The organism is Variovorax sp. OK212, assembly GCF_900112425.1.
In the GTDB taxonomy this organism is placed as follows: Bacteria; Pseudomonadota; Gammaproteobacteria; order Burkholderiales; family Burkholderiaceae_C; genus Variovorax.
Genome location: NZ_FOLP01000001.1, coordinates 1,348,964 through 1,370,747, shown reverse-complemented (window position 1 = coordinate 1,370,747; position 21,784 = coordinate 1,348,964). Strand labels below are relative to the sequence as shown.

The 21,784-nt window shown below is 68.0% G+C and carries 21 protein-coding genes and 1 tRNA gene; 6 read left to right on the top strand and 16 right to left on the bottom strand.

Features of this window, described 5'->3' with window-relative positions; genetic code table 11:
• Positions 1–184: 184 nt before the first annotated feature.
• Positions 185–433, top strand: a complete 249-nt coding sequence (locus tag BM004_RS06310; protein ID WP_093211872.1) for a GlsB/YeaQ/YmgE family stress response membrane protein — start codon at positions 185–187, stop codon at positions 431–433.
• Complete coding sequence (locus BM004_RS06305; RefSeq protein ID WP_093211870.1) at positions 433–813, top strand: hypothetical protein; 381 nt, start codon at positions 433–435, stop codon at positions 811–813. The genes BM004_RS06310 and BM004_RS06305 overlap by 1 nt, the downstream gene beginning before the upstream one ends.
• Positions 814–852: 39 nt before the next feature.
• Here BM004_RS06305 and BM004_RS06300 read toward each other — a convergent pair whose 3' ends face one another.
• The 6 genes from BM004_RS06300 to BM004_RS06275 form a co-directional block, all read right to left on the bottom strand.
• Positions 853–1,527 carry a histidine phosphatase family protein gene (locus tag BM004_RS06300; RefSeq protein ID WP_093211868.1) on the bottom strand — a complete coding sequence of 225 codons (675 nt, stop codon included), beginning with the start codon at positions 1,525–1,527 and terminating at the stop codon, positions 853–855.
• A 145-nt stretch (positions 1,528–1,672) separates the two neighbouring features.
• Positions 1,673–3,589 (bottom strand): SurA N-terminal domain-containing protein, encoded by a 1,917-nt coding sequence (locus BM004_RS06295; RefSeq protein WP_093211866.1) that lies wholly within the window; start codon positions 3,587–3,589, stop codon positions 1,673–1,675.
• 77 nt (positions 3,590–3,666) lie between these two features.
• Positions 3,667–3,742: transfer RNA gene (locus tag BM004_RS06290), tRNA-Val, on the bottom strand.
• Between the two features lie 29 nt (positions 3,743–3,771).
• Positions 3,772–4,044, bottom strand: coding sequence for an HU family DNA-binding protein (locus BM004_RS06285; protein ID WP_007830705.1), 273 nt, complete (start codon positions 4,042–4,044; stop codon positions 3,772–3,774).
• A 230-nt stretch (positions 4,045–4,274) separates the two neighbouring features.
• Positions 4,275–5,360: a tartrate dehydrogenase gene (locus tag BM004_RS06280; RefSeq protein WP_093211864.1), complete on the bottom strand. Its 1,086-nt coding sequence runs from the start codon at positions 5,358–5,360 to the stop codon at positions 4,275–4,277.
• Positions 5,357–6,301, bottom strand: a complete 945-nt coding sequence (locus tag BM004_RS06275) for an alpha/beta fold hydrolase (protein WP_371268846.1) — start codon at positions 6,299–6,301, stop codon at positions 5,357–5,359. Before BM004_RS06275 ends, BM004_RS06280 begins: the two co-directional genes overlap by 4 nt.
• Positions 6,302–6,339: 38 nt before the next feature.
• On the opposite strand from BM004_RS06275, the gene BM004_RS06270 reads away from it, so the two are divergent.
• The gene (locus tag BM004_RS06270) at positions 6,340–7,299 is read left to right on the top strand and encodes a LysR family transcriptional regulator (protein ID WP_093211860.1); all 960 of its coding nucleotides are present in this window, start codon (positions 6,340–6,342) and stop codon (positions 7,297–7,299) included.
• A gap of 35 nt (positions 7,300–7,334) precedes the next feature.
• Here the strand turns inward: BM004_RS06270 and BM004_RS06265 are convergent, their stop codons facing one another.
• From BM004_RS06265 to BM004_RS06245, 5 genes are all read right to left on the bottom strand, one after another.
• A complete protein-coding gene (locus BM004_RS06265) occupies positions 7,335–8,222 on the bottom strand; it encodes a DMT family transporter (RefSeq protein WP_093211858.1) in 888 nt (295 codons plus the stop codon).
• Positions 8,219–8,785: a CDP-diacylglycerol--glycerol-3-phosphate 3-phosphatidyltransferase gene (gene pgsA / locus BM004_RS06260; RefSeq protein WP_093124940.1), complete on the bottom strand. Its 567-nt coding sequence runs from the start codon at positions 8,783–8,785 to the stop codon at positions 8,219–8,221. The genes BM004_RS06265 and pgsA overlap by 4 nt, the downstream gene beginning before the upstream one ends.
• 57 nt (positions 8,786–8,842) lie before the next feature.
• Positions 8,843–10,804 carry an excinuclease ABC subunit UvrC gene (gene uvrC / locus BM004_RS06255; protein WP_093211856.1) on the bottom strand — a complete coding sequence of 654 codons (1,962 nt, stop codon included), beginning with the start codon at positions 10,802–10,804 and terminating at the stop codon, positions 8,843–8,845.
• A 183-nt stretch (positions 10,805–10,987) separates the two neighbouring features.
• A complete protein-coding gene (locus BM004_RS06250) occupies positions 10,988–11,926 on the bottom strand; it encodes an alpha/beta fold hydrolase (protein WP_093211854.1) in 939 nt (312 codons plus the stop codon).
• 13 nt (positions 11,927–11,939) lie between these two features.
• Entirely contained in the window at positions 11,940–13,391 is a 1,452-nt protein-coding gene (locus BM004_RS06245; RefSeq protein WP_177206365.1) for a M20/M25/M40 family metallo-hydrolase, read from the bottom strand.
• A 75-nt stretch (positions 13,392–13,466) separates the two neighbouring features.
• Here BM004_RS06245 and earP point away from each other — a divergent pair, with 75 nt between their 5' ends.
• From earP to BM004_RS06230, 3 genes are all read left to right on the top strand, one after another.
• The gene (gene earP, locus BM004_RS06240) at positions 13,467–14,558 is read left to right on the top strand and encodes an elongation factor P maturation arginine rhamnosyltransferase EarP (RefSeq protein WP_093211852.1); all 1,092 of its coding nucleotides are present in this window, start codon (positions 13,467–13,469) and stop codon (positions 14,556–14,558) included.
• Positions 14,559–14,720: 162 nt separating this feature from the next.
• A complete protein-coding gene (gene efp / locus BM004_RS06235) occupies positions 14,721–15,275 on the top strand; it encodes an elongation factor P (RefSeq protein ID WP_093124930.1) in 555 nt (184 codons plus the stop codon).
• A 139-nt stretch (positions 15,276–15,414) separates the two neighbouring features.
• Positions 15,415–16,278: an LOG family protein gene (locus tag BM004_RS06230; protein ID WP_093124927.1), complete on the top strand. Its 864-nt coding sequence runs from the start codon at positions 15,415–15,417 to the stop codon at positions 16,276–16,278.
• A gap of 36 nt (positions 16,279–16,314) precedes the next feature.
• Here BM004_RS06230 and BM004_RS06225 read toward each other — a convergent pair whose 3' ends face one another.
• The 5 genes from BM004_RS06225 to BM004_RS06205 all read right to left on the bottom strand — a co-directional run bounded on the left by BM004_RS06225 (position 16,315) and on the right by BM004_RS06205 (position 21,772).
• Positions 16,315–17,004, bottom strand: a complete 690-nt coding sequence (locus BM004_RS06225; protein WP_256219799.1) for a TetR/AcrR family transcriptional regulator — start codon at positions 17,002–17,004, stop codon at positions 16,315–16,317.
• Positions 17,005–17,012: 8 nt separating this feature from the next.
• Entirely contained in the window at positions 17,013–17,483 is a 471-nt protein-coding gene (locus BM004_RS06220; protein ID WP_093211850.1) for a hypothetical protein, read from the bottom strand.
• A gap of 84 nt (positions 17,484–17,567) precedes the next feature.
• Entirely contained in the window at positions 17,568–19,121 is a 1,554-nt protein-coding gene (locus BM004_RS06215) for a DHA2 family efflux MFS transporter permease subunit (protein WP_093212051.1), read from the bottom strand.
• Between the two features lie 111 nt (positions 19,122–19,232).
• Positions 19,233–20,396, bottom strand: coding sequence for an MFS transporter (locus BM004_RS06210; protein WP_093124920.1), 1,164 nt, complete (start codon positions 20,394–20,396; stop codon positions 19,233–19,235).
• On the bottom strand, positions 20,393–21,772 hold the full coding sequence (locus BM004_RS06205) for a DNA recombination protein RmuC (protein WP_093124917.1): 1,380 nt from the start codon (positions 21,770–21,772) through the stop codon (positions 20,393–20,395). The genes BM004_RS06210 and BM004_RS06205 overlap by 4 nt, the downstream gene beginning before the upstream one ends.
• Between the last annotated feature and the right edge of the window lie 12 nt (positions 21,773–21,784).

Genomic DNA, 21,784 nt, shown 5'->3' with positions numbered 1-21,784 from the left:
GTTTGCCGCGCATCTGTAGGACGCCGCGCAGGCCCGGCGTCACGGCACCGGGTAAAAATTCTCGCGTCTGCGTTTCATCTGCGTTGGCGACACTCGCGCGCAAATCGCTCCGCTATCATGAATGCGGCTCGCGCAGGCGGGCTCGGCATTGGCCACTCCCCTTCACCACCAAAGGAATTTCTTCATGAGCATCGTCTGGACTATTCTGATCGGGTTCGTCGTGGGTCTTGTGGCACGCGCCGTCAAGCCGGGCGACGATTCCGCGGGCTTCATCGTCACCACCATCATCGGCATCGCGGGCTCGCTGATCGTCACCTACGTGGGCCAATCGCTCGGCTGGTACACCGCCGGCCAGGGTGCAGGCTTCATCGCTTCCGTGCTGGGCGCGATCGTGCTGCTGATCCTCTACGGCCTCATCAAGCGCAAGAGCTGATGCCTCCGCGGCCGCCCCGCGTCGCGCGGGCGGCCACCCCGAAAGCCACGCCCCGCAAGCCGCGCGCCAGGCATCACGTCTATGTGGTCGAGCTCGACGACCGCGTCTGGAACAACGGCCGCTTCAGGCGCGCCAACCCCGACTACCAACTCGGCAAGCCCTTCGTCTACGTCGGCATGACAGGGCTGGACCCCGACATCCGCTTCGACAAGCACAAGGCCGGCATCCAGGCCAACAGCTTCGTTCAGGAATTCGGCCTGCACCTGCTGCCCGCGCTCTACGAACGCTACAACCCCCTGACCTACGAAGACGCGCGGCTGATGGAGGTCGACCTCGGCATCGCGCTGCGCAAGGCCGGCTACGGCGTCTGGCAGGCCTGAAGCACAACCTGAAGCACAAGCAGCCTCACGACGTACACCTCAGGCGTAAGTCACCCACCCCTCGTACGCCGGCCCGTCCAGGTGAGGCAGCGTGTTGTAGGTCACCAGCATGTGCCGCTTGGGCGTGAACGCGAATTCCGTCACCGAGGTATTGCGGATGCGCAGGTTCAACTCGATCGTGGTCTCCGCGCTCGTGCCCAGCACATGGCCGACCGCGGTGCTGATCGGCCCGCCGCTCGACACCACCAGCACTTTCGCACCGTGGTGCCTCTCGCGCACATGGTCGAGCGCGGTCGTCACGCCGCCCAGGAAGTCGACATAGCTCGGCATGCCGACCGGTGCCGTCTTGGCCTGCATCCATGCGCCCAGGCCTTCACGCAGCAAGCGGAAGTGATGGCGGTACATCTCGGGCGAGTCCGGCTTCTCGAGCTTGCCGTCGTGGATGGTCGCGATGAGCGCCTCGCTGTCGTACTCGTTCAGTCCGGGCCACGGCAGCACGTCGTCGCGCGTCAGGCCCAACCCCTTGGCAATGCCCTCCCAGGTCTGGCGATGGCGCTTCAGCGTGCCGGTGATGACCGCGTCGAACGTCATGCCGCGCTCGCGCCAGTACTCGCCGAGCCGCACCGACTGCCGATGCCCGAGCTCGCTCAGGTTGTCATAGTCGGCAGCGCCGAAGCTGGCCTGTCCGTGGCGCACGAGGTAGAGGGTTCCCATGCCGGGGATTCTGGCAAGAAGCGCAGGCGCCGCTTGTCCCTCGTGCGACGACCAGCAAATGCATCGGATCGGCGCTCGCCATGAAAAAAGCCCGAGCCATGGCTCGGGCTTGGTGGGCTTGGCGTCTCGACGCCAGCCGTGTATCTCAGCGGCCCGCGACGGGCAGCGTGTCCGCCGGCTTCGGCACGAGGATCTCGGCCTTGAAGCGTTCCTTCAGCAGGTTGTAGTAGGCGGCATCTTCGGCGGCGGCGATCGACTGGCCGACCTGCGCCTGTTCCTGCTTCGCGAGTTCGGGTGCCGGCGGCGTGCGCGGCACGACCTTGGTCACGCGCACCACGACATAGCCTTGCGCACCCAGGTCCACGCCCACGAGCGCCGGCAGCTTGGAGGCGTCGGCACGCAGCGCGGCGTCGATGACCGGCAGCGGCTGCGATTGGGCCTCGCGGCGCGACACCGTCACGGGTGCGCCGAACGTTGCACCATCTGCCTTCGCGGTCCATGCGGCGAGCTTGGCTTCGCCTTCGGTCTTCGCGAGCACCGCGGCACGCTCGGTGACGAGCTGGGCGCGGATCTTGTCCTTCACGTCCGCCAGCGGCACGGCATGCGCCGGCGTGTACTGCGTGACGCGGCCTGCTGCCAGCTGGCTCGAGCCGACTTCGATCGCCTCGGTGTTCTGCTTGCGCTCGAGCGAGTCGGGCGCGAACAGCGCGCTCAGGAAGTTGCGGCTGGCCAGCGCGCCGGCGGCACCCGACGCGGCGGTGCGCGCAACGTTCTTGGCCGTCTGGATCGTGAGCTTCAGCTTCTCGGCGGCGGGCTTGAGGCTGTCGGGCGACTGGTAGACCGCATCGGTGAAGACCTCTGCCGCCTTCGCGAATTCCTGCGTGGCCTGCTGCGCGCGCGCTTCGTTCTCGATGGTGGCACGCACCTGCTCGAAGGGGGTCACCTGGGCAGGCTTGATGTCATTGAGCTGAACAATGTGAAAGCCGAATTCGGTTTCGATCAGGCTGCTGATTTCACCCTTCTTGAGCGCGAACACGGCGTCGTCCAGTGGTTTGGCAACAAGACTTCCCTTCGGCCCCATATCGAATTGACCACCGTTCTTGGCAGTCAAATCATCATCGGAATTCTTGCGGGCCACGTCGGCGAAGGTGTTGGGCGCCTTCTTCACTTCAGCCAGCAGCTGTTCGGCCTTGGCCTTCGCCTTTTCGCGGTCGGCGGCGGGCATGCTGGCCGGCGCATTGATCAGGATGTGGCTCGCACGGCGCTCTTCCTTCGTGCCGAAGCGCGCGGTGTTGTCCTTGTAGTAGGTCTGCAGGTCGGCGTCGCTCAGCACGATGTTCTTCTTGGCGGCCTCGATGTCGAGCACCAGGTACTCGATGTCCGCGCGCTCGGGCGCCTGGAACTGCGCCATGTGGTCCTTGTAGTAGGACTCGATGTCGGCGTCGCTCACCGCGACCTTCGACGCGAAGCTGTCGGGGGCGAAGCGGGCAACCTGGATCTCGCGGCTGTCGTAGAAGGCGTTGATGGTGGTCGAGGCCAGCGCGGGCGGCGTGAAGGCCGTGCCCGAGACGCCCAGCAGCACCTGCTGCGTTGTCATGTCGGAACGCACCGAAGCCTCGTACTGCTCGGGCGTGCGGCCGGTCACGCGCATGAAGGCGTCGCGGTCGAACTTGCCGTCGGGCGTGCGGAACGCGGCCAGGCCCGGGTCCTGCGCGAACATGCGCGCCAGGCGGTCTTCGGAAACCGTCATGTTCGTCTTCGCGGCGGCGGCGGCCAGCACGCGGTCGCGCACCATGCGCTCCAGCGTGGCATAGCGCAGCGCGTCGGAGTCGAGCACCGTCGGATCGACGTTGGGCGACTGCTGGCGGATGCGGTCCGTCTCCACGCGGTGCTGCTGGTCCCACTCGGGACGCGTGATGTCGTGGCCCTGGATGCGGGCAACCTTCTCGTCGCCGCCGGAGCCCTGGTAGCGCTCGACACCGAAGAGCACGAACGAGGGAATGATCAGCAAGAACAAGAAAATCATGACGATCTTGTTGTACTTGCGGAAGAAATCAAACATGCTTGAACACTCTTTTTCGACGGATGTCGGACGGCAATAAAAAAGGCGAACTTGTGGTTCGCCTTTGCATCGGGTGGTGGTGGGTGCTGAGGGGCTCGAACCCCCGACCTACGCCGTGTAAAGGCGCCGCTCTACCAACTGAGCTAAGCACCCCACCGGAAATACTCTCCGAGTCTAACGTCTTAGTTGAGCGCGTCTTTCAGCGCCTTGCCCGGACGGAACTTCGGAATCTTGGCGGCCTTGATTTTAATCGCGTCGCCGGTACGGGGATTTCGGCCGGTGCGGGCCGCGCGCTTGCCTACTGCGAAAGTGCCGAAACCGACGAGCGAAACGGAGCCGCCCTTCTTGAGCGTGGTACGAATAGCGCCAATGGTGGACTCGAGCGCACGGGTTGCTGCAGCTTTGGAAATATCGGCGTTCTTTGCGATGTGCTCAATCAGTTCGGTCTTGTTCACAAGGGCCCCTTGCAGAAAAATGTTGGTCGGCTTCCGTCAGCTGCGACCTGGCCGCGAAGTGTGCGGACTCAAGAACCTGGCAGGACTGACGCCTCGGCAGCGCACTGCCAGCGAGGATTACAACCACTGGTCTGCAGGGTGTCAATAAGACACGAGGCCTTGCAGATCAGCGGAGCGCGCGATTTTAGGGGCGTTTCGTGAAGTCTTTTTTGAAGGCGGCGCAAAGCTGTTCAAAGGGCTTCGGCGATCGCTTTTCCGAGGTCGCTGGTGCTCGCATTTCCACCGATATCGGGGGTGCGCGGCGCTCCGCTCTGGGGCGCCAGCACCTTCTCGATGGTCGAGAGGATGGCGTCGTGCGCCTGCTTGTGGCCCAGGAATTCCAGCATCATCGCGCCGCACCAGATCTGCCCGATCGGGTTGGCGATGCCCTTGCCCGCGATGTCTGGCGCCGAGCCGTGCACCGGCTCGAACAGGGACGGCGTGGTGCGCTCGGGGTTGAGGTTGGCGCTGGGCGCAATGCCGATGGTGCCGGTGCACGCCGGTCCCAGGTCGGACAGGATGTCGCCGAACAGGTTGCTCGCCACCACCACGTCGAAGAAGTCGGGACGCTGCACGAAGTGCGCGGTGAGGATGTCGATGTGGAACTTGTCGAGCGTGACGCCCGGGTAGTTCTTGCCCATCTCGGCCACGCGCTCGTCCCAGTACGGCATGGTGATCGAGATGCCGTTCGACTTGGTGGCGCTGGTGAGGTGCTTCTTCGGGCGCGACTGCGCAAGCTCGAAGGCGAACTTCAGTACGCGGTCGACGCCCACGCGCGACATCACGGTTTCCTGCACCACGATCTCGCGCGGCGTGCCCTGGTACATGCGCCCGCCGATGCTCGAGTACTCGCCCTCGGTGTTCTCGCGCACGATGTACATGTCGATCTCGCCGGGCTCGCGCGGCGTGCCGTCGCGGCGCACCACGGGCGCGATGATGCCGGGCATCAGGCGCGCGGGACGCAGGTTGATGTACTGGTCGAACTCGCGGCGGAACATCAGCAGCGAGCCCCACAGCGACACGTGGTCGGCGATCTTCTCGGGCCAGCCGACCGCGCCGAAGAAGATGGCGTCATGGCCGCCGATCTGGTCCTTCCAGTCGTCGGGCAGCATCTTGCCGTGCTTCTCGCAGTAGTCCCAGCTCGAGAAGTCGAAGTGGTCGAACTTCAGGTCGATGCCGAACCTGGTGGCCGCGGCCTCGAGCACGCGCAGGCCCTCGGGCGTGGTTTCCTTGCCGATGCCGTCACCAGCGATGACTGCGATTCTCTGGGTGCTCATGGTTTGGCTCCTGCTTGTCGGGTAGATGAAAAGAAGCTCAACGCCTCGGCGAGCAATTCGCCGGGCGCTTCTTCGGGAACGTAGTGGCCGCACGGCAGCGCGCGGCCCGAGACATCGGCGGCGCGCTCGCGCCACAGCGCCAGCACGTCGAAGGCCTTGCCCACGGCGCCGTGCTCGCCCCACAGCACGCGCAGCGGCTGCGCCAGCTGCAGGCCGGCCGCGATGTCGGCGCGGTCGTGCACGAGGTCGATGGTGGCGGAGGCGCGGTAGTCCTCGCAGATGGATTCGGCGGTGCCCGCGATGGCGGCGCAGCGCTCGTACTCGGCCAGCACCTCGGGCGCGAACGGCGCCAGCCCCGCGTGCCGCCCGCCCATCACGCTGCGGATGTAGCGCACGGGGTCGGAGGCGATCAGCGCCTCGGGCAGCGGCGGCGGTTGGATCAGGAAGAACCAGTGCCAGTACGCCTTGGCGAAGGCCTCCGACGTGTTCTCGTACATCGCGAGCGTGGGCGCGATGTCGAGCAGCAGCATGCGCTCGACGGCCGCCGGATGGTCGGCCGCGAGCCGGTGCGCCACGCGCGCGCCGCGGTCGTGCGCCAGCACGCCGAAGCGCTCGAAACCGTGGTGCCGCATGGCGGCGAGCGCATCGAGCGCCATCTCGCGCTTGCTGTAGACCGCGTGCTCGGCATCGGGCGCGGGCCGGCCCGAATCGCCGTAGCCGCGCAGGTCGACGGCCACCACGGTGAAGCGCTCGGCCAGCGCGGGCGCCACGCGGTGCCAGATCGCGTGCGTCTGCGGATGACCGTGCAACAGCAGCAGGGGCGCGCCGCTGCCGCCGATGCGGCCATGGATGCGCACGCCGTTGCGCTCGATGTCGAAAGTGGGAAGGGAAAGGAAGGAGGCCGTCACATCGGCGATTGTGCGTTGCGCCCCTGCGATCATCAAGCAACAATCAGCCAATTCATACTTTCCATTTCGGCATGAATCCTCCTTCGATGGACCGCGGCGACCTGGCCCTGGTGCTCGCCATCCGCGACGCGGGCAGCCTGGTCGGCGCGGCCGACACGCTCGGCGTGGTGCCTTCGGTCGTCACCAAGCGGCTGGGCGCGCTCGAGGCCCGGCTGGGCCAGCGCCTGTTCGACCGCACCACGCGGCGACTGAGCGTCACCACCGAGGGCGAGGCCATGTGCGTGCACGCGCGCAGCTTGCTCGACGGCTTCGCCGCGCTCGAAAGCGAACTGGGGGAGCGCCAGAACGAGCTGGCCGGCACCATCCGCCTGGCCGCCACCTTCGGCTTCGGCCGGCGCTGGCTCGGCCCGTCGCTGGCCAGCTTCCAGGCGCGCCACCCCGGCGTGCGAATCGAGCTGATGCTGACGGAGCAACTGCCCGACCTGGGCGCGGAAAGCTACGACGGCGCGGTGTGGCTGTGGGCGGTGCAGCAGCGCCACGCGGCCGACTGGGTCTCGCGGCGCATCGCGCGCAACCAGCGCGTGCTGGCGGCGTCACCCGCCTACCTGGAACGCCGGGGCATGCCGGCCACGGTCGAGGCGCTGGCTTCGCACGACTGCCTGGTCGCGCGCGAGAACGGCGACCCCAGCCAGCGCCAGCACGCGTTGTGGACGCTGCGCCACGCGCGCGACGGCGGCACGGCGCGCGCGCGCGTGCAGGGGCCGCTGGCCAGCAACTCGGGCGAGATGGTGCGCGACTGGTGCCTGGCCGGCCACGGCGTCATGCTGCGCAGCCTGTGGGACATCGCACCGCAACTGGCCACCGGCGAACTGGTGCGCGTGCTGCCGCAGTACGCCATGCCGGAGGCGGACATCCACTGGGTCGCGCCCTGGCGGCCGAAGACGCCACGCCGCGTGCGGCTGCTGGTCGACCACCTGGCGGAACAGTTTCGCGGCGAACCGTGGAAGCCGGGCAAGGCCGGCGCGCGCTGAAGGGGAAGCGGGGAAAAGAGAAGAACGCGCGCCGCTCAGCGCGTGCCGCGCACCACCAGGCTCACGCCGGCCGCGGTCAGCGCGATGCCCAGCACCGTCACCAGCGTGATCGGCTCCGAGAACAGCAGCCAGGCCATCACCGCCGTGCACGGCGGCACCAGGTACAGCAGGCTGGTCACCGCGGTGGCCGTGCCGCGCTGTATCAACATATAGAGCAGCGAGCTGCCGCCCAGGGACAGCGCCAGCACCGACCAGGCCATGGCCCCGCCGGAATACGCGTTCCATTCGATGCCCTGCGATTCCATGGCCGCGAACGGCAGCGTGACCAGCAGCGCCGCGGCCATCTGCACCGCACTGGCGCTGCGCACGTCGCAGGGCGCGACGAAGCGCTTCTGGTACAGCGTGCCCGCCGTGATCGACAGCAGCGCCATCACCGCCAGCCCCATCGTGAGCGCATTGACCTCGGCGCCCTGCCCCAGCTTGCGCGCCACCACGAGCACCAGCCCCGCGAAGCCCAGCACCAGCCCGACCCACTGCCGGCCCGTGATGCGTCCGCCGTTGAACGACAGCCACACCGCCGTCAGCACCGGCTGCACGCCGACCAGCAGGGCCACCAGCCCCGCGCCCATGCCCGCATGCACCGCGGCCCAGACACCGCCCAGGTAGCCCGCCTGCATCAGCACGCCCGTGACCGCGAGGTGGCCCCATTGCGCGCGCCCCTTCGGCCACGCGACCCGCGCCAGCGCGACCCACACGCCGAAGCACGCCAGCGACAACGCGTAGCGCACGGCCAGGAACTTGAGGGGTGGCGCGTACGGCATGCCGTAGCGCGCGACGATGAAGCCCGTGCTCCAGATCAGCACGAAGACCGCCGGCATCGCCCGCAGCCAGCCCGCGTTGCGGGCCGTGGCCGCCGTGGTCATTTGGTACGGGCCCGGATTTCCGGAATGGCCTTCTGCAGGTAGTACACCATCGACCAGATGGTGAGCACGGCCGAGATCCAGATCAGCCACTGGCCCCACAGGCCGGTGTCGATCACCTTGAACAGGCGCCCGTCATAGAGCAGGAACGGAATGGCCACCATCTGCACGGTCGTCTTGACCTTGCCGATCATGTGCACCGCCACGCTCTTGCTGGCGCCGATCTGCGCCATCCATTCGCGCAGCGCCGAGATGGCGATCTCGCGGCCGATGATGATGAGCGCCACGAACACGTCGGCCCGGTTCAGGTGAACCAGCACCAGCAGCGACGCGCACACCAGGAACTTGTCGGCCACCGGATCCAGGAAGGCCCCGAAGGCCGAGGTCTGGTTGAGCTTGCGCGCCAGGTAGCCGTCGAGCCAGTCGGTGGCGGCGAAGACGATGAACATCACCGTGGCGATCAGGTTGCGCATCGGCTCGCTGATCGGCAGGTAGAACACGCCGACAATCAAAGGGATCGCGACGATGCGCGTCCAGGTCATGATGGTCGGTAGGGTCCAGAACATCGCTTGATTGTGTCATGGCGGCGTTAACCCTCCGGCGAAGGTCTTGCCTTCTTGCCGTCAGTGCAGCGCCTTGTAAATTTCTTCCGCCAGCTCGGACGCGATGCCCTCGACCGAGGCGATGTCCTCCACGCTCGCCGCCGCCACGCCGCGGATGCCGCCGAAGCGCTGGAGCAGCCGCGCCCGCCGCTTCGGGCCGATGCCGGGAATGTCCTCGAGCTGGCTGCCGCCCACGCGCACCTTGGCGCGCTTGGCCCGCATGCCGGTGATGGCGAAGCGGTGCGCCTCGTCGCGGATCTGGGCCACCAGCATCAGCGCGGCCGAGTCCTTGCCCAGGTAGACCTTCTCGCGGCCGTCGGCGAACACCAGTTCCTCGAGCCCGACCTTGCGGCCCTCGCCCTTCTCGACCCCGACGATCAGCGACAGCGGCAGGCCCAGCTCGCTGAACACCTCGCGCGCCATCGAGACCTGGCCCTTGCCGCCGTCGACCAGCACCAGGTCGGGCATGCGCGCCGTCCGGATCTTGACCGGGGCTTCGCTGTCGTCGCTCTCGGCGTCGCCCGGGGGCAGCTCCTCGGTCTCGGCGGCCATCGCCTCGGCCAGCTTGCCGTAGCGCCGGTGCAGCACCTGGCGCATGGCCGCGTAGTCGTCGCCGGGCGTGATGCCCTCGATGTTGTAGCGGCGGTATTCCTTGTTCTGCATGGTGTGGTGCTCGAACACCACGCACGAGGCCTGCGTGGCCTCGCCCGCGGTGTGCGAGATGTCGAAGCATTCCACGCGGAATGCGTCGAGGTCGTCCGAGGCCAGCTCCAGCGCGTCGGTCAGCGCGCGCGTGCGCGCTTGCTGCGAGCCTTCTTCGGCCAGCAGCCGGGCCAGTTGCAGCTTGGCGTTGGTCTCGGCCATCTCCAGCCAGTGGCGGCGCTGCTCGCGCGGCTGGAACACCGCCGTCACGCGCGCGCCCGCCTGCAGCGAGATCGCCTCGATCAGCTCTCGGCTCACCTGCTCGCTGAGCACCAGCGTGGCGGGGACCGGCACGTCGATGTAGTGCTGGGCAATGAAGGCCTCGAGCACCTGCACCTCGATAGCGTCGGCGAGCACGGGCGCCGCGCCCTCTTCCGCATCGAGCTCGCCGTGGTGAATCTGCGCGGCGTCTTCCACGTGCACCGGAAAGTAGGGGCGGTCGCCCAGGTGCCGGCCGCCGCGCACCATGGCCAGGTTCACGCAGGCCTTGCCGCCCTGCACCTTCACGGCCAGGATGTCCACGTCCTTGTCGGAGGCGATCTCGATCGACTGCTGGTGCAGCACGCGCGAGATGGCCGACATCTGGTTGCGCAGCTCGGCGGCCTGCTCGAACTCGAGTTTCTCCGCGTGCGTGGTCATGCGCTGTTCGAGCTTGGAAAGCACGAGCTGCGTGTCGCCCATGAGGAAGGCCTCGGCGCTGGCCACGTCCTGCGCGTACGCATCAGGCGCGATGTGGCCGACGCACGGCCCACTGCAGCGCTTGATCTGGTACAGCAGGCACGGCCGCGTGCGGTTGGCGTACACGGTGTCCTCGCAGGTGCGCAGGCGGAACACCTTCTGCAGCAGCTGGATCGATTCCTTCACCGCCCAGGCGCTCGGGTACGGTCCGAAGTAGCGGTGCTTCTTGTCGGTCGCGCCGCGGTAGTAGGCCAGCCGCGGAAACGCGTGCGACGCGATCTTCAGGTAGGGGTAGCTCTTGTCGTCGCGAAACAGGATGTTGTAGCGCGGCTTGAGCGTCTTGATCAGGTTGTTCTCGAGCAGCAGCGCCTCGGCCTCGGAGCGCACCACCGTGGTCTCCATGCGCACGATCTTCGAGATCATGTGGCCGATGCGGGTGCCGCCGTGGCTCTTCTGGAAGTAGTTGGCCACCCGCTTCTTGAGGTTGCGCGCCTTGCCCACATAGAGCACCGCGCCGGCCGCGTCGAAGTAGCGGTAGACACCCGGCAACTGCGGCAGGGCCGCGACTTCGCTGAGCAATTGATCGGAATGCACGTCTGACATGGCGGCTATTGTGGCGCGCGCCACGCAGGCCGGCCGCGGCCCTCGCGCAAACCCCGACATGGCTGGAACGAAATGTGCCGTGGACGACAAGCGCGCCCGGCCACAAGGTCAAGACCGGGGCCTAACTAACCCAACGGCACCCGCACCGTCATCCGCGCGAAGGCATCGTGCGGGGCGGCACCTTCACGCCCCGAGGGCCACGGCGGGGCGTGCGGCGGCGAGCGCGGCAGGGTCGGCAACGGCACCTGGCGCGCGCCCCATGAACGCGAGGATGCGCCGGCTCACGTCGACGCCCTCCTCGTGCAGCACCCAATGCCCGGCGCCCTCGATGCGCTGCAGCTCGCCCTGGTCGCACAGGGCGATGCTGGGCTGGGCCATCTCGATGCCGAGCGCCTCGTCCTGCACACCCCACAGCAACAGCGTGGGCATGGGGATGCGCGCATCGGCGTGAATGCGCGCACGGCTGCGCATCAGCGCGCGGTACCAGTTGAGCATGGCGGTCAGCGCACCCGGGCGGCCCCATGCCTCGCGGTACAGCGCAATGTCCGCATCCGGGAAGGCGCCGGGGCGGCTGCCCTGGCGCAGCACCCGCACCAGGCCGCGAAAGTCGCGCCGGCCCAGCAGTCGCTCGGGCAGGCGCGGAATGCGGAAGAAATGCATGTACCAGCTGCGCAGGCGCTGCCGCCCGCCCGACATGTGCCGCAGCATCACCGCCAGGTGCGGTGAATTGACGATGACCAGCCGTTCCACCAGCTCGGGGTTGCGCGCCGCCACGCGCCAGCTCACCGCGCCGCCCCAGTCGTGGCCGAGCAGCGTCACTTTGTCGCGACCTGTGCTGCGGATCAGCGCGCAGATATCGTCGGCCAGTGTCTCCAGGCCGTAGGCTTCCACGCCCTGCGGCTTGTCGCTTTCACCGTAGCCGCGCTGGTCGGGCACCCAGACGCGGTAGCCGGCCTTGGCCAGGGCGTCGATCTGGCCGGCCCAACCGCGCCAGAACTCCGGAAAGCCGTGCAGCAGCATGGCCACCGGCCCGTCGGCCGGGCCGGCCTGCACGACGTGCAAGCGAATGCCGTTGACATGAACAAAGCCGTGTTCGAGCGCGTGTTCGCGGGTGCCGCTCATTGCGCAACCCCGCTCACTTCGCCAGTTCCGACACCAGCCGGTACAGGAACTCGCGGCCGTCGTACAGGCGCTGGATCTCGATGCGCTCGTCCAGCCCGTGCGCGCGCGCGTCCGACGGCTCGAGGAACATGCCGGTCACGCCGTACATCGGGATGCCCGCATTGCGCATGAACCGGCTGTCGGTGGCGCCGGTGCTCATGGCCGGCACCACGGGCACGCCGGGCCACATCTGCTGCGTGAGCGATTCCACCGTCTTCACCAGGTCGCCGTTCAGTGGCGACGCCGGGCTGCGCAGCGGCTTGCCCATGTTGCGCACCACGATCTTCTCGTTGCCGAGGGCCTGGGTCAGCAGGCGCTCCACCTCTTCGGGGTCGTCATGCGGCAGGATGCGGCAGTTGACCGTGGCCTTGGCCGACTGCGGCAGCGCGTTCTCGGCGTGGCCGGCCTGCACCATCGTTGCCACGCAGGTGGTGCGGAACTGGGCGCTGTAGGCCGGGTTGGCCGACATGCGCTCGATCACCGACGGGTCGGGGTTGCCGGCGCCCACCGCGCGCATGTCGTCGGCCAGCTGGCCGGTGGCGAACGGCGCGCTGCGCGCGAAGTAGGTCTTCGTCACGTCCGCCAGCTTGACCGGAAAGGCGAAGTTGCCCAGCCGCTCGAGCCCCGCCGACAGCGCATAGATCGGGTTGCTCCTGGTCGGCACCGAGCTGTGCCCGCCCACGTCGCGCACCTCGAGCATGTAGGTGGTGTACATCTTCTCGGCCACCTGCATGCGGTGCAGGTTCGGCTTGCCGCCGCGCAGTTCGCCGCCGCCGCCCTCGTTGATGCCGAACTCGGCCTGCATCAGCTCCGGCTTGTTGTTGATGAGCCAGAAGGCGCCGTTGCTGAGCGCGTCGCCGCGTTCCTCGTCGGCGGTCAGCGCCAGGATGATGTCGCGCCGCGGCTTGAAGCCTTCCTGCTTCAGCTGGCCCAGGACCGAGACCAGCGCCGAGGCCATCGCCTTGTCGTCGATGGAACCGCGCGCGGTGAAGTAGCCGCCGGTTTCCTGCAGCTTGAACGGGTCGGTCTTCCAGTCTTCGCGGCGGGCCTCGACCACGTCGATGTGGGCCAGCAGGAGCAGCGGCTTCTTGCTGCCGTCGCCCTTGAAGCGCAGCACCAGGTTGCCCTTCTTGGGGAAGGGTTCGAAGATCTGGATGTCACCGGGCGCGAAGCCCGATTCGACCAGGCGCTTTTCCATGGCGCGCGCCGCCACCGTGTTGTCGCCCACCGAATGGGTGGTGTTGATCTCCACCAGCTCCTTGTAGATGTCGTGGAAGCGCTGCTGCTGCGGGGTGAGCGCGGGCGGGGTCTGCGTCGGCGTCTGCGTCGGTGTCTGGGCGATCGCGGCGGTCATGCCGCCCAGCGCCATCGACACGGCCAGCACGGCTTTCGCTGCTTTCGCGACATGGAAGGTCTGCATCCTCATGGTCGTCTCTCTCCGGTGGTTGTTGTGCGGCCAGCATAGCAAGCGGTGCGCGCGAACACGGGCACACTCCCGGCCATGCAATCCATGGGCTGGGACATCTTCTGCAAGGTCATCGACAACCACGGCGACCTCGGCGTCTGCTGGCGGCTGGCCTGCCAGCTGGCCTTGCGCGGCGAACGCGTGCGGCTGTGGATCGACGACGCGGCGGCGTTGCGCTGGATGGCACCTTCGGGCCACCACGGCGTGGAAGTGATCGACTGGCTCGACCCCCTTGCGCTGCGGGCGGCCGTGGCTGCGCCGGCGCCCGACGTGCTCGTCGAAGGCTTCGGCTGCGAGCCGGCGCCGGAACTGATCGCGCGCTTTGCCCAAGCGCCGGGCCGGGCCTGGATCAACCTCGAATACCTGTCGGCCGAACCGTACGTCGAGCGGCTGCACGGGCTGCCCTCGCCGGTGTTCAAGGGGCCGGGCGCCGGGCTGACCAAGCGCTTCTTCTACCCGGGCTTCACACCGGCCACCGGCGGCCTGCTGCGCGAACCCGACCTGATGGCGCGGCGCGAGGCCTTCGACCGCGCGGCGTGGCTGGCCGCGCAGCAGATCGAATGGCAAGGCGGCGAGCGCCTGGTCTCGCTCTTCTGCTACGAGCCGCCGGCGCTGGCCGCGCTGCTCGCGCGCCTGGGACAAGGCCCCGGGCCCACGCGGCTGCTGGTGACCGCGGGCCGTGCCACGCAGGCCGTTCGCGCCGCTCTTTCGGATGAAAAGGAGCCCTCACGCACGTCCGTCGTGCGTGGTGCGCTATCAATTTCATACCTGCCGCACCTGACGCAACCCGACTTCGACCACCTGCTGTGGTCGTGCGACCTGAACTTCGTGCGTGGCGAAGATTCGTGGGTGCGCGCCCTGTGGGCCGGCGCCCCGTTCGTCTGGCAGATCTACCCGCAGGACGACGACGCGCACCACGAGAAGCTCGGCGCCTGGCTCGACTGGCTGGGCGCCCCGCCCTCGCTGCGGCTTTTTCACCACGCGTGGAACGGCTTCGGCGATGGGGCGCTGCCCGCGCTGGAAACACAGGGCCCCTGGCTCGAAACAGCCCGCGACGCCCGGGCGCGACTGCTGGCGCAAGACGACCTGGTCACCCAATTGCAGAAAATGATCGGCCAAAAAAGCTAAAATAGCGGGCTTTGCGGATTTCAAGCCCGGATCTCGACGATCCGAGATGCTGTCCGCTAAACCTGCCGCGGGACATGTACCGCGGGGCCAGACACACCGGCAAACGTCAAAAAGTCGCCGATGGCCCCGTGCACCGAGCGGCCAACATCCAGAGACCCTGTTATGAAAATCGCTCAAGAAATCCGCGCCGGCAACGTCATCATGCACGGCAAGGACCCGATGGTCGTGCTGAAGACCGAATACAGCCGCGGCGGCCGCAACTCCGCCACCGTGCGCATGAAGATGAAGAGCCTGATCGCCAACTTCAACACCGAAGTGGTCTTCAAGGCCGACGACAAGATCGACCAGATCGTGCTCGACAAGAAGGAGTGCACCTACTCCTACTTCGCCGACCCGATGTACGTCTGCATGGACGCCGAGTTCAACCAGTACGAAGTCGAAGCCGAAAACATGGGCGACGCCCTGAACTACCTCGAAGACGGCATGGCTGTCGAAGTGGTGTTCTACGACGGCAAGGCCATCTCGGTCGAACTGCCGACCAGCGTCGAGCGCGAAATCACCTGGACCGAGCCGGCCGTCAAGGGCGACACCTCGGGCAAGGTCATGAAGCCCGCCAAGATCGCCACCGGCTTCGAAGTGCCCGTGCCCCTGTTCGTCGCGCAAGGCGACAAGATCGAAATCGACACGCGCACCGGCGAATACCGCAAGCGCGTCTGAGCCCCTTCCCGGGCTCTGGCCGGGAACACCCGGCTGACCAGCACTCTCGAAAAAGGCTCCGCAAGGAGCCTTTTTCGTTGGCTGGGCACGCCAGTTGCAACGCTGCACAATCACTCGGGTCTATCTGTCTGGTTTTCTCATGAACAACACGCACAACCTTCACGACAAACGCCTGGCCGATGCCTGGGCCACGCTGCACTCCCATGCGGACAAGGGCCTGCCGCTCGACCCCGACCCCTCGCGCATCGCCTTCGCCGACCCCGAGTTCCTGCTGCGCCGCGAGACCCGCGGCATCCGCATGCAGCTCGAGTTGATGAAGCCCGACCTCGAGCAGCGCGCCCACGGCATCGAGAACACCGTGGTGGTGTTCGGCAGCGCGCGCTTTCGCAGCGAGGAAGACTCCGCCGCCATGATCGCGCAGGCCGACGCCGCCGGCGACACGGCCGCATCGGAGCGTTGGCGCCGGCTGGCGCGCAACTCGCACTACTACGAGAAGGCGCGCGCCTTCGGCAAGCTGGTCGCGCAGTACAGCAACGACAAGGAACCGCAGGACAAGCTCTTCGTGTGCACCGGCGGCGGCCCCGGCATCATGCAGGCGGCCAACCGCGGCGCGCATGAAGGCGGCGGCCTCTCGGTCGGCCTGGCCATCGCGCTGCCGATGGAAGAAGAAGCCAACCCCTACGTCACGCCGGCGCTGAGCTTCAAGTTCCACTACTTCGCCATCCGCAAGATGCATTTCATGATGCGTGCGAAGGCGCTGGTGGCATTCCCGGGCGGCTTCGGCACGCTCGACGAGCTGTTCGAAGTGATCACGCTGGTGCAGACCAAGAAGTCGAAGCCGGTGCCGATCGTGCTGTTCGGCTCGGACTACTGGAAGCGGATGATCGACTTCGACTTCCTGGTCGACGAAGGCGTGATCTCGCCCGGCGACCTGAAGCTCTTCGAATACGTCGACGCGCCCGACGACGCCTGGAGCGCGATCAAGCGCTTCTACAAGCTCTGAGCTGAGCCCCCGCCCCCCCCCGGGCCGGATCGCGGATCAACCCGTGCTGTCGTCGCCGGCCCGATCGACGGGGCGCAGCGCCTGCGCGAAGAAGTTCGTGAGCGAACGCGCGCGGCGCTTGCGTTCCGCGTCGCCGGTCTGCCCCATGGCCACCGCGTCGTCGGCCACGCCGTGCAGCGCATTGAAGAGGATCACGGCGGTCATGGTGCTGTCGTCCACCGACCACGTGCCGGCGGCGGCGCCCTGCTCCAGCAGCGCGGCGAGCTGCGTGATCACCGCGTTGTCGTTGCGCATGCGGCGGTCTTCGGGCCGGTACTCGTGGAAGACCACGTCGTGCAAGGCGACGTTGTCCAGGTAGATCTGCAGCCCCGTCTCGACCCAGGCCTTGAGCCGGGCGCGATGGTTGTCGGTGCGGTGACGGTCCATTCCCTCCTGCAGGCGCCCGCAGAAGTTGTCTACGAAGCGCTGCTGCAGCGCGCCGAGCAGCGCCTCCTTCGAAGGAAAGTAGAGATAGAAGGTGCCCTTGGCCACCTGCGCACCGGCCGCGATGTCGTCGATGCTGGTGGTGGCGATGCCCTTGGAGATGAAGAGCCGCTCGGCGGCGTCCATCAGCGCGGGCGCGCGTGTCTCGGGGGCCTTGGTGCGGCGGCGCGGAACGGCCTCGCCATCGACCATCGTGGGAATCGTGAGAACCGTGGGGATCGTGACCGCGCCGCTCTTCGCCATCGACAGCCTCAGGAAGCGGCCGCGGCCGCGGCCGCGCAGGTGGCGCGTGCCGAACGGATCGCCGCGCGCACAGCCGCCAGGTCGAACGGCAGGCCGCGCGGCGCCATCACGCGCTCGCCGAGCCACACCAGCGCATCGTCGGCGTCGGCAAAGGTGCTGGCGGGCACGCCGAAGAGTTTCTCGACATTCATCTTGCGGATTTTCTCGTACTGCTCGGCGGGCACCACGCTCGCCATGCCCATCATATGGCGGCGAATATCGGCGCCGCGCGCCTGCAGCCACTGCCTGGCGCCTTGCGCGCTGCCCTCGGGATGGACCAGCGCATCGGCATCGGCGAACACGCGCAGCGAGGCGAAGGGCTCGCCGCGGTCGAGCCAGCGGTTCCAGTCCTCGGTGAAGGCCTGCATCGCCTCGAGGGTCTGAAGCCCCGACGAGACGCTGATGACGAGCGGCCACTGCCCGAGTTCGTGATGGATCATGGAAAGCTCCTTGAAAAAAACCGATGAAGGGCGCGCACGAAAGCGCACCGGCACATGTGCGGCGGGCATGGAAAGAACGAAGCCTCAGGCGCGGGCGGGCACGGCAGCGGCGCGGGGCCGCACGCTCACGAGCAGGCCCGCGGCAAGCAGGCCGGCAATGCCGGCGCAGGCCATGGCGGCGTGGAAGCCACCCGCGAGCGCGGTGGCCAGCAGTTGCTGCGCCGTGGCCGCATCGAGCGAGGCCAACGCCCCCAGGTCGTGCCGGCCGACGGCGGCGACAGCGGCCTGCTGCGCCTCGCCCAGGCCGGCCTGGGCAAGCGCATCGGCCAGCAGCGACGTGGCGCGCGTGCTCATCAACGTGCCCAACAACGCAATGCCGATCAGCATGCCGGCCTGGCGCAGCGCGTTCATCGTGGCCGAGGCCATGCCCGAGCGCTGCGCCGGCACCGACCCCATCACGGCCGTGCTGGTGGCCGGCACGGCAAGGCCGGTGCCCGCACCCAGGAACACGAACAGCAGCGCCAGCCACACATAGGGCGTGTCGGCCGAGAACAGCGTCAGCAGCAGCATCGACCCGCCGATGAGCGCGTAGCCCGCCACCATCAGCGTGTGCACGTCGCAGCGCCGGGCCAGGCGGCCGAACTGCGAGGCCACGATGCCGGTGGCGACGAACTGCGGCGCCAGCCGCCAGCCGGTGTCGCTGGGCGACCAGCCCTGCACCTGCTGCAGGAACAGCGAGAAGAAGAACAGGCTCGCGTAGGCCGAGAAGCCGAGCACGAACGACGCGAAGTTGGTCACCGAAAAGCGCGCGTCGCGGAACAAGCCGAGCGGCAGCAGCGGCCGCGCCACACGCGCCTCCACTGCCAGGAAGAGCGCCAGGCCGACAGCGCCCGCAATCAACGCGCTCGAAGCCTGCACGGAGCCCCAGCCCTGCTCGCCCGCCGCGATCAGCCCGTAGGTCAGCGCGCCCAGCCACAGCACGCTGAGCACCTGCCCGGCCGGGTCGAGCGCCGCATGCTCGGGGTGCGCGCTTTCCCGGATGCCCCAGAGCCCGAGCCCCACGGTCAGCAGCCCGATCGGAATGTTGATGAGGAAGATGCTCTGCCACCCCGCGTGGTCCACCAGCAGCCCGCCCAGCATCGGCCCGAGCACCAGCGACAGCGCCGTGAACGACGACCATCCGCCGATCACCCGCGCCCGGCTCGCGGGCTCGGGGAACGCATGCGCCAGCAGCGACAGCGCACCCGGAATCAGCAGCGCCCCCGCCACGCCCTGCACCGCCCGACCTGCCAGCAAGGTCGGCAGGCTGCCGGCCATCGCGCACAACGCCGAGCCGACGGTGAACACGGCCACGCCCGCCAGCCAGGCGCGCTTGCGGCCGTAGCGATCGCCCAGCGGGCCGGCCGACAGCATGAAGGCCGAAAGGCACAGTGCGTAGATGTCGATCACCCACTGCAGGCCGGCGAGGTCGGTGGCGAGGGCGCGCTGCAGCGTGGGCAGCGCGACGTTGACGATGCTCACGTCGAGCGTGGCGATGAAGCTGCCGAGGTAGACCGCGGCAACGAGCGCGAGGCGGCGGCGCGGATCGGCCGCGGCCGCGACCGCGGCTGGAATTGCGATGGGGATGGGGGAACGCATGAACGCCTTCAAGGTCGGTTGAAGAAGGCGTCGATACTGACTGCGGGTCAGTTAAATGTCAATCAAATGAGAATTGCTCTTATCTGAAAACAGGTTTCGCACCCTGCCCCGTCAGGCCTTCAACCCCCAGGTCGCGCGCGCGCCGAGCGCCACCACGCCGCCGACCACCCAGAACACGCCGCCGATGCCGATCACCGCGCCCAGCGAACCGAACAGCATCGGCATCGCCACGCTCGACGCGTTGATGGTCATGAGCCGCAGGCCCAGCGCCTCGCCATGGCGCGTGTGCGGCGTGATCTGGTGCAGCATGCTCATCACCATCGGCTGCACCGCGCCCAGCGCGAAGCCCAGCACCACGGAGCACAGGCCCATGGTCCAGGCCGAGTCGAGCAACGGGTAGACCGAGAACACCATCGCCGTGACCAGCGTGGAGATCAGGATCACGCTGCGCTCCGAAGCGCGCGAGGCCAGCACCGGCAACACCACGCGAATGACGGCCGCCGCAATGGCGAAGGCGCCGAGGATGGAGCCGATCACCGAGGCGCTGATGCCGCGGTCGTGCCCCAGCACCGGCAGCACGAAGGCGTGCACGTCCCAGCTCGACGACTGCAGCCAGTTCACGAACAGCAGGCGCCGGAACATCGGCTCGCGCAGCAGGTCCCAGGCGCGCGTGGGCACGGCGCCCGCCACGGGCGCCGTGGGCGCCGGCTCGTGCGCGCCGCGCGTCAGCAGCCAGCAGATGAGGGGCAACGCCGCCATGGCCACGAAGCAGATGCGAAACGCGAGCATGTCCGCGGGCGAACGACCGGCATGGTCGATCAGCATGCCGGCCAGGAACGGGCCGACGAAGTTGGACAACGCCGGCGCAATGGCGAGCCAGCTGAACACGCGCTTGAGCTGCGTCGGGTTCGTGGCCGAGCGGCCCACGTGCCGCTGGAACGCGATGACCGTGACCCCCGTCGCGCCGCCGGTCAGCAGCGCGGCAAGGCACATCACGGGAAAGACCGGAAAGACCGCCACGAGCCCCGCGCCCGTCACCGCCGCGATCACGGACAGCCACAGCGGCCGCTTGAACCCGTGCCGGTCGGTGAAGCGCCCCGCGGGCAGGGCCAGGAACACCTGGGTCAGCGCGTACAGCGAGATCAGCACGCCCACCGCCGCCGCGCTGTAGCCCTGCTGCAATGCCAGCAGCGGCGTCGCGAGGCGCATGCCGGCCATGGTCGCGTGCAGGCACACCTGGGCCCCGATGACACGCAGCAGTTCGGAGCCTTTCACGGGGTTTCTTCGTCCTCTGTATCGGTGCCGGCCGTGGGTGGCAGCAGTGCCTGCGATTGCGCCTCGGGCAGCGCCTCGACCTTGCGCAGCGCCAGGCGCATCTGGCGGGCGCGCGTGTCGGCCTTGTCGAGCGTGTCGGAGGCCTTGGCCACCTGCTCCTTGATGCGCGACACCCATTCGCCGTAGCGCTCGAACTCGGTCTTGACCGCGCCCAGCACCTTCCACACTTCGGAGGCCTGGCGCTCCAGCGCGAGCGTGCGAAAGCCCATGTGCAGGCTGTTGAGCATGGCCAGCAAGGTGGTCGGGCCGGCCAGCGTCACGCGGTGCTGGCGCTGGATGGCGTCCATCAGGCCGGGGCGGCGCAGCACCTCGGCATAGAGGCTTTCGACCGGCAGGAACAAGATGGCGAAGTCGGTGGTGTGCGGTGCGGCCAGGTAGCTCTCGGCAATCGACTTGGCCTCGGTGCGGATGCGCGCCTCGAGGGCCTTGGCCGCCAATTCGGCACCGGCGGCGTCGGCGCGTTCGTGCGCGTCGATGAGCCGCTCGTAGTCGTCGCGCGGAAACTTGGCGTCGATGGGCAGCCACACGGGCGCGCCGTCGTCGCCGCGGCCCGGAAAGCGGATGGCGAAGTCCACGCGTTGCCCGCTGCGCGGCTTGGTCTCTACCTGCTTTGCATACTGGTCGGGCGTGAGCACCTGTTCGAGCAGCGCCTCGAGCTGCACCTCGCCGAACACGCCGCGCGTCTTCACGTTGGTCAGCACGCGCTGCAGGCTGCCGACGCCCACCGCCAGCGTCTGCATTTCGCCGAGGCCCTTGTGCACCTGCTCGAGCCGGTCGGCCACCTGCTTGAAACTCTCGCCAAGGCGCGCTTCGAGCGTGCTCTGCAGCTTCTCGTCGACCGTCTTGCGCATCTCGTCGAGCTTGGCCGCGTTGGTCTGCTGCAGTTGCGCGAGCTGCGTTTCCATGGTCGCGCGCACTTCCGACAGGCGCCGCGCATTCGCATCGCTCAGGCCCTGCAGCTGCGTGTTGAGCGTGTCGGCCAGCGTCTTCTGCAGCGACGCGAGCTGCAGCGAGAACGCGTCGAGCTGCGCGTTCTGCGTGCGCGTGGCCTCGGCGCCCTGCTGCACCAGCGCGCGCTGGAAAGTGGCGAAGGCCTGCGCGGTTTCCTGCCGCGCACCGCGCGAACTCTCGGCGATCTCGTGGCGCAGCTCGCGCTCGGTGCGCTCGCTGGCGGCACCCATCGTGGCCAGCACCCGCAGCAGGTCGCCGTGGTCGGCGGGAGGCTGCCGGCGTGCCAGCAGCCAGATCACCAGCACGAGCTGGATGACCGCGAGCACGGCCAGTCCGACAAGAATCAGGTCTGAATAGGAATCCAAGGTCGTGGGGCG